Genomic DNA, 13582 nt, shown 5'->3' with positions numbered 1-13582 from the left:
TCATCCCTCCGGCTGGTGGCGGCGGATCGCCGCCTCCGCTTCGCCGATCGCCTCGGGCGTTCCGACCGTCATCCAGTGACCGTCGAGCAGCAGGCCGTAAAGACGGCCTTCTTCGGCGGCGCGATCGAAGTAGATGTTGAGATTGAAGGCGTCGTCGGGCGCGTCGGCAAAGAGCCGGGAGTGAAGCGCAATCGCGCCGGCATAAACCACCGGGTTCGGCAGGCCTTCGGCGTAGCGCGTGAGCTTGCCGTCGTCACCCAGCGAGAAATCCCGCTTGCCGTTGTGGCCGGTCGTATCCTCGTCGCGCACGCAAAGGAGCAGCATGTCCATGCGCTCCGCGTCGAAGGCGGCGGCCAGGCGCGTCAGGTTGCTGGGCTTGCCCTTGGGCTCGCCGACCCAGAAGAGATCGGCATTCATCACCAGAACCGGCCCCTCCGGCAGCAGTTTCAGCCCCTTGGCGAGACCGCCGCCGGAATTCATCAGCGCCTCGCGCTCGTCCGAAATCACGATCTCCGGGGCGCTGCGTTGGCTGAGATGGCCTTCCATCAGGTCGGCGAAATGATGCACGTTGACCGCGGCCGTGCTGACGCCGGCCTCCACCAGGAGGTCCAGCACGTAGTCGATCATCGGCTTGCCGGCGATCTCGACGAGCGGCTTTGGTATGGTGTTGGTGATCGGACGAAGACGGGTGCCGAGGCCCGCGGCGAGCACCATCGCATTGCTGATCGACATTGATTCTCTGTCAGTTCGCTGATTCGGAAACGAGGATTCCGGTCTTCATACACCAGTCGTGCAAGGGTTTCAGCGATTCATGTGAAAGCGCCGCCTGAAGATAGGCGAAAGTGCGCGGCATGTGCTTCATGTAGCCGGGCTTGCCGTCGCGCTGCATCAGCCGCACCCAGATGCCGACGAGCTTGCAGTTGCGCTGCGCCGACATCAGGTGCCAGTCGCGAAGGAACATTGCCTCGTCGAAGCTACCACCCGCGCGCCGTTCGGCGAGATAGGCGTCCATCATCCGGCTTGCGAGCGAAGGCGGGATGGTGACGCGGGCATCTTGAACCAAGGACGCGACGTCATAGGCAGTCGGACCGATCATTGCGTCCTGGAAATCGATGAGGCCGATCCGGTTCAGACCTTCGCGTTCCCCGCGCCAGATGATGTTCGGCGAGTGAAAATCGCGCAGCAGCAGGTTCGTTTCGGATGTCTGCAGGAGGTCGATCAGGCCGTCCCAGATCTCTCCATATTCGCGCTTCTCGTCGTCGCTTGCCGGCGCGCCGCGTTTCCAGGGCAGATACCAGTCGGTCAAAAGCCGCGTCTCGATCTTCATCGCCGTCCGGTCGAAATCCGGAATGCGGTGGATCACAGTCGGCTCGACCTTGATCTCGGCCTCGGCCGGTTCCGCGTGCAGGCGAGCAAGCAGCCGCGCGCTCTCGATGTAGCGTTCGTCGATCGGCTCTCCGTCCGCATCGAGAACGCCGTCCGAGCCCAGATCTTCGATCAAGAGGACGCCCTGGTCGATGTCGCGGGCGTAGATTTCAGGCGCCGCGAAGCCGCGGGCAATGAGCATCTGGTCGACGGCGACGAAGGGAACGACATCTTCGGCGATATGCGCCAGCTGCTGATAGTACTTTCCGTCCTGAAGGATCGGGCCCGGCTTGTGCCGCGGCGAATCCATCAGAATCCGGCTAACGGAGCCGTCCGCCGGGTAAATGCGCTCATAGGCCCGGATCGAGGCGTCGCCGCTCAGGTGCCGCCGCCGCGCCTTGGAATGTCCGTTCGTATCGAGAAACTCGCGGATCGAAAGCGTTCGGGCGATGCGCTGCAGCGTGTCATCAGGCGCCGAAATCTCGACGCGTCGCCCGTCCTTCTCGTGGGTGATCGCAAGCGTGATGCGACGTGAGGGGAGGGCGTCGTCCGCCCGTTCCGGCCATTCGACCAGGCAGATGCCCTGCGACAGGGCTTCATCGAAGCCCAGTTCGTCGAGCTCGCTGGAATCGGCCAGCCGGTAAAGGTCGAAATGCGCGACGGGTATGCGCAAGTCGTAGCTCTGGACCAGCGTGAAGGTCGGGCTCGGCACTTCCAGGCCGTCGTCATCGGCGACGGCTCTCAGAAAGGCGCGCGCCAGTGTGGATTTGCCGGCGCCGAGATCGCCCGAAAGAGCGACGCAGTCGCCAGGCTTCAGGGCGAGCGCCAGGTCCTCACCAAGCTCGATCGTTGCCGCCTCGTTTGCAAGATGGCGCTCGATCGCCGGCATTATTCGGCCGCGACGGTGGACGGCACGTCGGCCGAAGGGATGCGGCAGGTCACTTCCGTGCCTTCGCCTTCCTTGCTGCGGATCGAGACCGTGCCGTGATGCAGGCTGACGAAGCTCTCGACGATCGAAAGCCCGAGGCCGGCGCCGCCGCGCTGACCGTGGCTTTCAAAGCGGTTGAAGACCGTGTCGAGCACGTCCTGCGGAATGCCGGGGCCGCTGTCGGAGACCGAGAAGATGAAGTCGCTGCCCTCGCGGCGGCACGCCAGTTCGATGACGCTGCCATCGGGGGCGAAGTTCGCGGCATTGGTGAGCAGCTTGACGAAGATCTGCTTCAGGCGCTGCTGATCGGCGACCATCCGGCCGAGATTATCAGGTGCGGCGATCCGGAGCGTCACGCCGCTTTCGGTCAGACGGTCGGCCATCTGATACGCGATGTCGTCGAGGAAATCGGTGAGGCTGATGTCGGCAAGGTCGAGCTGGACGATGCCGGCGTCGACGGTCGCAAGATCGAGGATGTCGTTGACGATCGTCAGAAGCAGCGACGACGACGTGGCGATATGGTCGACATACTCTGCCTGGCGCTCGTTGAGGTCGCCGAAAGCCGGCGTCTTCAAGAGATCGGCAAAACCGATGATGTTGGTGAGCGGCGAGCGCAGCTCGTAGGAGACGTGGTGGACGAAGTCGTTCTTCAACGCATCGGCCTTGCGCAGCGCCTCATTCTTTTCGGTGAGCGCGCGCTCGACCCGGACGCTGTCGGTAATGTTGACGAAGGTCAGCATCGTCTGGGCGTTCGGCAGCGGGATGACCGCGTAGTCGAGAATCAGCCCAGTCCTGAGTTCGAGAATGCCGCGGCTGGAGGGCCGCTCGTCGTCGAAGCTGGTGATGATGTGGGTGAAACGCTTCCAGCCGTCGGGCTGGTCGTAGGAGATCAGGCAGGCCTGCTCGATCGCCTTGATATGCGTACCGGGTTTGGCTTCAGCCTCGCTGATGCCCCAGATCGCGCGAAACGCCGGGTTCGACAGGCGGATGCGGCCGTCCGGGCCGAACACCGCTACGCCTTCGGCCAGGTGATCGATGGTTTCGCCCTGGACCTGGACGAGGGTGTTGTAGCGCGTTTCGAGGTCGACCTTCTCGGTCAGGTTCTCGAACACCCAGGTAACGCCGCCCTGCGGGCGGGCGGTGGCAAAGACGCGCAATGTCTGTCCGTTCGGCAGGTGCCAAAGGTCGCTCTGCGTATCGAGCGCCTGGTAGACCGATAGTGCGTTCGCCTTCCACTGTTTCCAGTTGAGCTGTTCCGGTAGCTGGCCGCCGGCGCGCAGCCGATCGAGCACTTCGCCATTGTCCGGCTTGCGCTCCAGGAAGCCGATATCGAGGTTCCACAGGCGCTGGAAGGCCTGGTTGTAGAACTGCAGACGCTGGTTGCCGTCGAAGATCGCGACGGGCGTCGCCAGATGGTCGAGCGTTTCCGCATGGCTCTTGAGCGTGCGGTTGAGCTCTTCGCGCACGGCCTCGATCCCCGAAATATCGACTGCGATACCGGCCGAACCGGCGGCGCTGCGGGCGTCGACGACGTCGAAGAAGGTGCGGTTGCCGCGCACGACGGTCGAGACCTTGTCATGGAAAGGCGTATCGAACGTCGAGACCGACCGGATCTTTTCACGCGCAACGGTCGCAAGCAACTCGCGCTTTTCCGCGACGGCGGTGGCGACATCGGGTGCCTCGACGGCGTCGGCATAGGCTTCGTTGACCCAGACGAGCGCGCCGTCGGTGCCGCGCTGCCAGACGGGCAGGTCGATTGCGTCGAGGAGCGTATGGAAGGAGCGAAGCGCGATATTGAGCCGGTCGTGTTCGAGCTTCAGTTCGGCGAGCTCCGCCCGCATGTTGTTGAGCGCGATGAAGCGCACAAAGGCGCGGCCGCCGGAAACGCGTCCCTGGGCTTCCAGCACTTCATTGCGCTGCGTTTCGATGACGAGATCGAAGCTGCGGGCCTGGGTGCGAAGCGCCTCGATCGATTTTTCGAGCTCGCCTGCAGACTGCGCCTTGACCCAGCGGCCGAAGGCCAGGAAGTCGCGGTCGTCGGAAGGCGCGCCGGTTTCCGCCGGCAGCTGGCCGAGCAGTTCGGCGCGTTCGAGAAGCCCGTCCCAGATGACGATCCGGCGGTTCTTGTCGGCGACCAGCGCCTGGTAGCGCGAGAGGCGCTGGTTGGCGTCGGAAAGGTCGGACCTAAGCTCGCGGTTTTCCGCCTCGATGTTGCCGCGCTGGCGGATCAGCCAGATCGCCGAGATCATCGCAGCGGAAATGACGCCGATCAGCACGGAAAAGGTGACGACTTCCGACGAGCCGAAGATGCCGGCCTTTTGCGGGACAACCTGGGCGAGAGCATCCGTGGCGGTGAAAAGGGCGGTGCCGGCCAAAAGGCGGCGCAGGAATTTCGGACCCTTGCGGCGGGTGGCCGGAAAATCTGTCTGGTCTTTGTTCATGGCGCTGCCATCCCCATCTGTCCGAAGGGTGCTGCCGGCCTTGCTGCGCCTTGCACAGTTCCACCGGGGCCCTGTTCAAGGGTCCGCGTCAGTTCCGATTGCATCCCCGGTCTGTCTCCGTCTGTTTGCCGCTAATTCGACAAGACATCCCATCCGCGATGCCCAAGGTCCGCACCGGCATCACGAATCAATGGGTTAGAGCATACTTCCTAGTCGAATCGTCGGGAAGGGAGAGGCCCAAAAAAGCGGCCGCGCTCTCTTGTCAAGAACGCGGCCACAAGATGTTGTGGATTGCCCGGGTAAGGACTAGTACCGGTAGTGCTCAGCCTTGAACGGACCCTGCGTCTTCACGCCGATGTAGTCGGCCTGCTCTTCGGAAAGTTCCGAAAGCTTGGCGCCGAGCTTCTTGAGGTGCAGGCGAGCGACCTTCTCGTCGAGCGCCTTGGGCAGGACGTAGACTTCGTTCTTGTACTTCTCACCCTTGGTGAAGAGCTCGATCTGGGCCAGGACCTGGTTGGAGAACGAGGCCGACATCACGAAGGACGGGTGACCGGTGGCGTTGCCGAGGTTGAGCAGGCGACCTTCCGAAAGCAGGATCATGCGATTGCCCTTCGGGAACTCGATCATGTCGACCTGCGGCTTGATGTTCGTCCACTTGAGGTTACGCAGAGCCGAGACCTGGATCTCGTTGTCGAAGTGGCCGATGTTGCCGACGATCGCCATGTCCTTCATCTCGCGCATGTGGTCCATGCGGATGACGTCCTTGTTGCCGGTCGTCGTGATGAAGATGTCGGCCGAGGAGACGACGTCTTCGAGCTGGACGACTTCGAAGCCGTCCATGGCGGCCTGGAGCGCGCAGATCGGGTCGATTTCAGTGACCTTTACGCGGGCGCCGGCGCCGGAAAGCGAGGCGGCCGAACCCTTGCCGACGTCGCCGTAACCGCAGACGACGGCGACCTTGCCGGCCATCATCACGTCGGTGCCGCGGCGGATGCCGTCGACCAGCGATTCCTTGCAGCCGTACTTGTTGTCGAACTTCGACTTGGTGACGCTGTCGTTGACGTTGATCGCCGGGAAGGGCAGCAGGCCCTTGGCCTGGAGCTGGTAGAGGCGGTTGACGCCGGTGGTGGTTTCCTCGGTCACGCCCTTGATGGCGTCGCGCTGCTTGGTGAACCAGCCCGGCGAAGCGGCAAGGCGCTTCTTGATCTGCGCGACGAGGATTTCTTCTTCCTCGGAGCCCGGGTTGGAGAGCACGTCCTCGCCGGCTTCGGCGCGGGCGCCGAGCAGGATGTACATGGTGGCGTCGCCACCATCGTCGAGGATCATGTTCGAGACGCCACCGTCGGCCCACTGGAAGATCTTGTCCGTGTAGGTCCAGTATTCTTCGAGCGTCTCACCCTTGACGGCGAAGACCGGAACGCCGCTGGCGGCGATCGCGGCAGCGGCGTGGTCCTGGGTCGAGAAGATGTTGCACGAAGCCCAGCGTACGTCGGCGCCGAGCGCGACCAGCGTCTCGATGAGGACGGCGGTCTGGATGGTCATGTGCAGCGAGCCGGTGATGCGCGCGCCCTTCAGCGGCTTCGAAGCGCCGAACTCTTCGCGGCAGGCCATCAGGCCCGGCATTTCCGTTTCGGCGATCGCAATTTCCTTGCGCCCGAAATCGGCAAGTCCGATGTCGGCGACGATGTAGTCCTGAGTGGTGGTCATGGAGTTCTCCGGGCTGATCTCTTCAAGCCGCGCGGCCTTGGCCATCTCCGCGGCGCGATTATGCCTCCCACGCCTATACGACGCGGTGAGAGTGCGACCGATCTATCAGGATTCAGGGTGGAGAGCAACCTCGATATAAAGAAGTCTTTATATCTTTATATTGCCGTCAGATTTCTTCGCCGAACTTGTCGGCGACCAGAGCGTCGAGCGCGTTCAGGGCTTCTTCGGCCTGCGCGCCGCTGGCGGTCACGCAAACGCTGCAGCCGGTGCTGGCGGCCAGCATCATCAGCCCCATGATCGAGGTTCCGCCAACGGTCATGCCGTCCTTCGAAACGGTGATCTCGGCGTCATAGGCTTCGACCGTCTGCACGAACTTTGCTGACGCCCGCGCATGCAGGCCTCGCTTGTTGATGATCAGCAGTTCGCGCGTCAGCGACATGTCGGGGCGGTGATCCATTACTTTCCACTCAGGACGCGGCTGGCGACGTTGATGTATTTCCGCCCGGCCTCGGAGGCCTCGACAAGTGCCTTGTCCATGTCGCTCTCGCCGCGCACGCCGGCAAGCTTGATCAGCATCGGCAGGTTGACGCCGGCGATCACTTCGACGGTGCCGCTGCGCATCACCGAGATGGCGAGGTTGGAGGGGGTCCCGCCGAACATGTCGGTGAGAATGATGACGCCGTTGCCTTCGTCGACATTGGTGACCGCGTCGAGGATATCCTGCCGACGCTGGTCCATGTCGTCCTCGGGGCCGATGCAGACGGTCTCTATAGCTTTTTGCGGACCGACAACATGCTCAAGCGCATGTCGAAATTCCTCAGCCAGCTTGCCATGGGTGACAAGCACAAGTCCGATCATGGGTATCTTCGCTCCAACTGCACACGCAATTCACTGATGGCCAGATATCGCAATGCAGCAATTTCGTCCACCTGTTGGGGAGGGCATCTTGGCAAGGAAAAGGGGAAGTGCAAGCCAAAAATGCCGAAATTCCGGTCGCGCTGACGGTAAATCGGGCTAGAAACCTATTTTTTCAGCGATGAGCGCCTGCAAAATATTGAGAACCTGGGCGCCTTCTTCAACGGGAACGCGAACAATCGGCAATACGCGCCCGAGTGGCAGGGGGAATGTCTCGTCTTCGGGCGGTAGCCGCGGGTCGAATGGGGCGGCGACGGGCAGAATGGCCCAGTCCATGACGGCGGCAGGCACGGTTTCGATCGTGCCGATGCCGGCGCCGCGGATTTCGATGAGGCCGTGAATGGAGGGCGGGCAGCGCGCCACGATCCGGTCGTGTTCGAGCGCAAGATCCACGCGGTCGTCGGCGACGAGCGCTGCAAAATGTCCGGCCTGCCGGGCGGCCGTGATGCAGGCGAGCGCCAGTCTGGATTTGCCGCTGCCGGACGGGCCGGTAAGCAGGAAGCCGCGTGTCCCGAGCACGATTGCGGTGCCGTGGACATTGGCGCGGGCCGTTGTCACGCGTGCGGCTCGGCGGGCAGGGACAGGACGAAGCGCGCGCCGGTGATATGGCCATCCGGTCCGGCGATGTTCTCGGCCTTGAGCGTGCCGCCATGGGCTTCGGCGATCTGCCTGGAGATCGACAGCCCGAGGCCGGAGTTCTGTCCAAAATCCTCGCCTTCCGGCCGGTCGGTATAGAAGCGCTCGAAAATGCGGTCGATGTCTTCGGCCTGGATGCCCGGGCCGTTGTCCTCGACATAGACGAGGCAGCGCGAGCGCGAGCGGGTGAGGCGCACGACGATCCGCCCGCCGTCCTCGGGAACGAAGGAACGGGCGTTTTCGATCAGGTTGGTAATGATCTGGCCGATGCGCAGGTCGTAGCCGCTGACGGCAAAGCGCGCCTTGGGGCTGTCCTTGCGGTCGATGACGAAATCGAGCAGCACCGCCTTCTTCTTGCTGCGGACCTGGCGCGAGATATCGACGAGGTCGCCGAGGAGTTTTTCGAGATCGATCGTCTTGGCGTCGCTGCGGGCAAGTTCCGCGTCGAGACGCGAGGCGTCCGAGATATCGCTGATCAGGCGGTCGAGGCGGCGGACGTCATGCTGGATGACGTCCATCAGCCGCTTCTTCGATTCGTCGGTCCGCGCCAAAGGCAGCGTCTCGACGGCGCTGCGCAGTGAGGTGAGGGGGTTTTTCAGCTCGTGGCTGACGTCGGCGGCAAAGTTTTCGATCGCGGCGATCCGGTCATAGAGCGCAGTCGTCATCTCACGCAGCGCGACCGATAGGTTGCCGATCTCGTCCTGGCGCGAGGAGAAGTCGGGAATTTCCTCGCGCTCCTTGGCGCCGCCGCGGCGCACGCGCACCGCTGCTGCCGCAAGCCTGCGCAGCGGATTGGCGATCGTCGACGACAGAAGCAGCGACAGGATGATGTTGACGAGCGCCGCGACGCCGAAGACGCGGATGATGGCGAGGCGCTCGGCCTGGACGATCTTGTCGATGTCGCCGGCCTGGGTCGAAAGCAGGAGTACGCCGAGAACGGCGCGGAAGCGCTGGACGGGCACCGCCACGGAAACGATAAGCTCGCCCTTCTCGGTAACGCGCTCGACATAGCCGCGCACGCCCGTCAGAGCATTGGTCACCTCAGGGTAGATCGAGCCGTTGCCACCCGGCGGTTCTTTATAGAGCGGCAGATTGCCCGGCTGCAAAAGCTTGTTCAGCCAGCTGTTGAGCTTTTCGCCGATGCCCGTCGCCTCCGGCTCGATCGGCGGCAGGTCGAAGCGCAGCACCTGGCCGCCGCTATAGAGATGGCGCGAATCGAGCAGCAGGTCGGCGTCCGCGTCGAACAGCCGGGCGCGGGTGCGCGTCGGCGAGATCAACCGCCTCAGAACCGGCGCGACACGCTCCTGGATGATCGGGAAGTCGAGATCCTCGTCGCTCGGCAGCGGCGTGATACTCTGGCCAGCCTGCAGCTCCAGCAGCTTTTCGGGATCGATGGTGATCGAATTGGTATCGACCGAGGCGGAAGCGGAGATCGCGCCGGCGATGATTTCGCCCTGGGTCAAAAGGCTTTCGACGCGCGCGTCGATCAGCCCCTCGCGGAACTGGTTGAGGTACATGATGCCGCCGACCAGAACGACGAGCGCCACCAGGTTGAAGAAGACGATACGGCGGGTGAGGCTCGAGAAGACGGCATTGCCGAAGAGACGACGAATGAGCGTGAAGGGATGCGCCCAGCGGCGCTGGCCCTTCAGTGCCTGGGCACGCCCGTCAGTGTCTTCAATGTCGCCGTGCAAGACTTCTACCAAATGTCCCGCTCCCGCGCGGACTGTCCTTCATAATCGTTCGATAGCGGCGGCGCTGCCGGCCGGTTGCGCCGCCTTCCATGGTTTTGATCCGAAGACGGCGGAGATCGTGTCGAGCCTCAGATGAGGCCATCACCATCGCGCCGCTTCAAATGCGCCACTCTGGGCTCGATGGCAAGCCCCGAGGCTCAGGCACTCTCCCGGAAACGATAGCCGACACCGTAAAGCGTCTCGATCATGTCGAAGTCGTTGTCGACCATCTTGAACTTCTTGCGCAGCCGCTTGATGTGGCTGTCGATGGTGCGGTCGTCGACATAGACCTGTTCGTCATAGGCAGCGTCCATCAGTGCGTCGCGGCTCTTCACCACGCCCGGGCGCTGCGCCAGCGAATGGAGAATGAGGAATTCCGTCACCGTCAGGGTCACCGGCTCACTCTTCCAGGTACAGGTGTGGCGCTCCTGATCCATCACCAACTGCCCACGCTCGAGCGAGCGCGACGGCGCGTCGGTTGCCTTGACGGTATTGTTCGGATTGGCGGCCGCGGCTTCGCGGTTGGCGGCGCGGCGCAGGATCGCCTTGACGCGTTCGACCAGAAGGCGCTGCGAAAACGGCTTGGTGATGAAGTCGTCGGCGCCCATCTTCAGGCCGAAGAGTTCGTCGATCTCTTCATCCTTGGAGGTGAGGAAGATCACCGGCAGGTCCGATTTCTGCCTCAGGCGGCGCAGCAGTTCCATGCCGTCCATACGCGGCATCTTGATGTCGAAGATCGCAAGCTGCGGCGGCCGGGCGAGCAGGCCTTCGAGCGCCGAAGCGCCGTCGGTATAGGTCTCGACTTTGTAGCCTTCTGCCTCCAGGGCGATGGATACGGACGTCAGAATATTCCGGTCATCATCGACAAGCGCGATGGTCTGCATCGTGTTCAACTCCGTCTTTTGAGGTGCCGGTCCCGTCCCCGAAAACTCCGGCATTCGCGAGTCACGGGTGCGTTAGTGAGTATAAAGGTGGAACAAATTGTGGCGAAGCCCAAAAAGCACCTGTCGTGACGATAGGATAGGTCGCGTCAGATCGGTGTTCGACAGGCCGATTTCAACCGATTAAAAAAACGATAATTTTCTTTAAATCGATTAATATACTGAAATCATTATTCTTTTTTTGACGTCGCCTTGTTTTTGAGCGAGCATGCAAGTAAGGTCCGGCGAAATTCAACGCCAATGGCCAAACACGAAGGAAGCTTGACCATGGAGCAACTCGGCACTCGCAATCTCGCGAACGGCTTGGAAAAACTCGGCTTTATCGACCTGGAAACGGTTCGGTACAACCTCGAAGCCGCAGAGCTTTATGAGGAAGCTCTTCGCCGCGGCGAGGCTGAGCTGACGGCACACGGTGCGCTCGTCGCCCGTACCGGCCAGCACACCGGTCGCTCGCCGAAGGACAAGTTCGTCGTTCGCGATGCGAACACCGACGACCAGATCTGGTGGGACAACAACAAGCCGATGTCTCCGGAGCATTTTGCGCTGCTGCGCAAGGATATGCTTGAGCACGCCAAGGGCATGTCGCTCTACGTGCAGGACCTGGTTGGCGGCGCCGATGCCGACAACGCCCTGCCGACGCGCGTCGTTACCGAGTACGCCTGGCATTCGCTGTTCATCCGCAATCTGCTGATTCGCCCAGCCCGCGAAGCGCTCGGCTCCTTCCTGCCGAAGCTGACGATCATCGATCTGCCGAGCTTCAAGGCGGATCCGGAGCGCTACGGCTGCCGCACCGAGACGGTCATCGCCTGCGACTTCACCAACGGCCTGATCCTCATCGGCGGCACGTCCTATGCCGGCGAAATGAAGAAGTCGGTCTTCACCGTTCTCAACTACCTGCTGCCGAAGAAGGGCGTCATGCCGATGCACTGCTCCGCAAACGTGGGCGCGGCCGGCGACACCGCGATCTTCTTCGGCCTCTCCGGCACCGGCAAGACGACGCTTTCGGCCGACCCGACCCGCACGCTGATCGGCGACGACGAGCACGGCTGGGGCGAGCAGGGCGTCTTCAACTTCGAAGGCGGCTGCTACGCCAAGGCGATCCGCCTGTCGGAAACCGCCGAGCCGGAAATCTACGCCACGACCCGCCGCTTCGGCACCGTCATGGAAAACGTCGTGCTTGACGAGCGCCGCGTTCCTGATTTCGACGACGGTTCGCTGACGGAAAACACCCGTTGCGCCTATCCGCTCGACTTCATCCCGAATGCCAGCGCCACCGGCACCGCACCGCAGCCGCGCACCATCATCATGCTGACCGCCGATGCCTTCGGCGTGATGCCGCCGATTGCCAAGCTGACGCCGGAACAGGCGATGTACCACTTCCTTTCCGGCTACACCGCCAAGGTCGCCGGCACGGAAAAGGGCGTTACCGAGCCGGAAGCCACCTTCTCGACCTGCTTCGGCGCACCGTTCATGCCGCGTCACCCGTCGGAATACGGCAACCTGCTGAAGGACCTGATCGCCAAGAACGGCGTCACCTGCTGGCTGGTGAACACGGGCTGGACCGGCGGCGCCTACGGCACCGGCAGCCGCATGCCGATCAAGGTGACGCGCGCTCTTCTCGCGGCCGCGCTTGACGGCTCGCTGAACGCTGCGGAACTGCGCACCGATGCCAACTTCGGCTTTGCCGTTCCGGTGTCGGTCCCGGGCGTCGACGACGGCATCCTCGACCCACGCTCGACCTGGGCCGATGGTGCAGCCTATGACGCACAGGCCCGCCGCCTGGTCGACATGTTCATCACGAACTTCGCCAAGTTCGAGAGCCATGTGGACGGCAGCGTTCGCGACGCGGCTCCCGGTACGAAGATCGCCGCCGAATAAACATTGTCGGCTATGATTCACGTGAAACCCGGTCCTTGTGGCCGGGTTTTTCGCTTTCGCGTCTGCTCTATGTCCCTTTAAATCCTCTTCGATCTAAGGCGAGCCAGAGTGCTACGGCGACCTTTGCGCCTCTGAGGAGACGCGCGGCGCCGCAGTGTTTTCAACGGGTTCGCTCTGTGCCATAGATCGGGCCGAGGTGAACCATGGCCAGCGACCCGCTCTACATAAACGACAATATCGTCCTTGCCGGCTGGGAGCTGACGGAGCAATTCGTGCTGGCCGGTGGCCCGGGCGGGCAGAACGTCAACAAGGTGTCGACCGCCGTTCAGCTGTTCTTCAACGTCCAGGCGTCTCCGGCGCTTTCCGATCGCATCAAGGCCAACGCCCTGAAGATCGCCGGCAAGCGCGCCTCGAAAGAGGGCGTGCTGATGATCGAGGCGAGCCGCTTTCGCAGCCAGGAGCGCAACCGCGAGGATGCGCGCGAGCGGCTGAAGGAGTTGATCCTGAAGGCTGCCGAACCCCCGCCGCCGCCGCGCAAGAAGACCAAGCCGACGCGCGGCTCCGTCGAGCGGCGTCTCAAGGAGAAGTCGGGTCGCGGGGAGATCAAGAAGCTCAGGGGCCGGCCTGGAGGCGATTGATTCTTTTTGCGGCTCCCTTGCCTTTTGGCGGGCAGCGCCCTCTCTTATCGAGCAGTGTTTTCGCAAAAGGAGGTGGCATGAAAGAGACCGCGTCCGCTGAGAGAACGGATCACTGAGATGCAGGTGATGATTGAGGGACAGCCACGCTTCCAGCCTTTCGGCTTATCCTGTTGGGGTTTTGGAGATCTCAACACGGGAGTTGGAAGCATGACTGCGTCCTATGATTACCATATCGGCGTTGATTACCACAAATCCTATAGCCATCTGGTGGTGCAGGACAGCAGCGGCAAGACGCTGCGCTCCGGCCGGGTGAAGAACGATCGCCAGTCGCTCGGCGGGTTTCTCGAGCGGTACCGCGAAAACAGCCATGCGGTTGTCGAGGCGACGCGCAACTGGATGG

The 13582-nt window shown here is 62.7% G+C and carries 12 protein-coding genes; 3 read left to right on the top strand and 9 right to left on the bottom strand.

Features of this window, described 5'->3' with window-relative positions; genetic code table 11:
• The 9 genes from BLU15_RS09630 to chvI all read right to left on the bottom strand — a co-directional run bounded on the left by BLU15_RS09630 (nt 1) and on the right by chvI (nt 10609).
• Entirely contained in the window at nt 1-732 is a 732-nt protein-coding gene (locus BLU15_RS09630; protein WP_090295144.1) for a nucleotidyltransferase family protein, read from the bottom strand.
• 10 nt (nt 733-742) lie between these two features.
• Complete coding sequence (gene tsaE, locus BLU15_RS09625; protein WP_090295142.1) at nt 743-2254, bottom strand: tRNA (adenosine(37)-N6)-threonylcarbamoyltransferase complex ATPase subunit type 1 TsaE; 1512 nt, start codon at nt 2252-2254, stop codon at nt 743-745.
• A complete protein-coding gene (locus tag BLU15_RS09620) occupies nt 2254-4734 on the bottom strand; it encodes an ATP-binding protein (RefSeq protein ID WP_090295140.1) in 2481 nt (826 codons plus the stop codon). Before BLU15_RS09620 ends, tsaE begins: the two co-directional genes overlap by 1 nt.
• 306 nt (nt 4735-5040) lie before the next feature.
• Nucleotides 5041-6441 carry an adenosylhomocysteinase gene (gene ahcY / locus BLU15_RS09615; RefSeq protein ID WP_034801698.1) on the bottom strand — a complete coding sequence of 467 codons (1401 nt, stop codon included), beginning with the start codon at nt 6439-6441 and terminating at the stop codon, nt 5041-5043.
• A 166-nt stretch (nt 6442-6607) separates the two neighbouring features.
• Nucleotides 6608-6898 carry an HPr family phosphocarrier protein gene (locus BLU15_RS09610; protein WP_043624332.1) on the bottom strand — a complete coding sequence of 97 codons (291 nt, stop codon included), beginning with the start codon at nt 6896-6898 and terminating at the stop codon, nt 6608-6610.
• Nucleotides 6898-7299, bottom strand: coding sequence for a PTS sugar transporter subunit IIA (locus BLU15_RS09605; RefSeq protein WP_034801684.1), 402 nt, complete (start codon nt 7297-7299; stop codon nt 6898-6900). Before BLU15_RS09605 ends, BLU15_RS09610 begins: the two co-directional genes overlap by 1 nt.
• Before the next feature lie 156 nt (nt 7300-7455).
• Complete coding sequence (locus BLU15_RS09600) at nt 7456-7914, bottom strand: HPr kinase/phosphorylase (protein WP_060583460.1); 459 nt, start codon at nt 7912-7914, stop codon at nt 7456-7458.
• Complete coding sequence (locus BLU15_RS09595) at nt 7911-9644, bottom strand: sensor histidine kinase (RefSeq protein ID WP_218685636.1); 1734 nt, start codon at nt 9642-9644, stop codon at nt 7911-7913. The genes BLU15_RS09600 and BLU15_RS09595 overlap by 4 nt, the downstream gene beginning before the upstream one ends.
• A gap of 239 nt (nt 9645-9883) precedes the next feature.
• On the bottom strand, nt 9884-10609 hold the full coding sequence (chvI, locus tag BLU15_RS09590) for a two-component system response regulator ChvI (RefSeq protein ID WP_034801691.1): 726 nt from the start codon (nt 10607-10609) through the stop codon (nt 9884-9886).
• A 324-nt stretch (nt 10610-10933) separates the two neighbouring features.
• Here chvI and BLU15_RS09585 point away from each other — a divergent pair, with 324 nt between their 5' ends.
• The 3 genes from BLU15_RS09585 to BLU15_RS09575 all read left to right on the top strand — a co-directional run.
• On the top strand, nt 10934-12544 hold the full coding sequence (locus tag BLU15_RS09585) for a phosphoenolpyruvate carboxykinase (protein ID WP_090295432.1): 1611 nt from the start codon (nt 10934-10936) through the stop codon (nt 12542-12544).
• Nucleotides 12545-12747: 203 nt separating this feature from the next.
• The gene (gene arfB / locus BLU15_RS09580; protein WP_034801693.1) at nt 12748-13182 is read left to right on the top strand and encodes an alternative ribosome rescue aminoacyl-tRNA hydrolase ArfB; all 435 of its coding nucleotides are present in this window, start codon (nt 12748-12750) and stop codon (nt 13180-13182) included.
• 207 nt (nt 13183-13389) lie between these two features.
• Nucleotides 13390-13582 (top strand): IS110 family transposase (locus tag BLU15_RS09575; protein ID WP_143034209.1); only part of this gene is annotated, 193 nt, incomplete at its 3' end.

Source organism: Ensifer sp. YR511 (assembly GCF_900103045.1).
Taxonomy (GTDB): Bacteria; Pseudomonadota; Alphaproteobacteria; order Rhizobiales; family Rhizobiaceae; genus Ensifer; species Ensifer adhaerens.
Note: the sequence above shows the minus strand (reverse complement) of the source record. Positions and strands in the feature narration are given on the sequence as shown.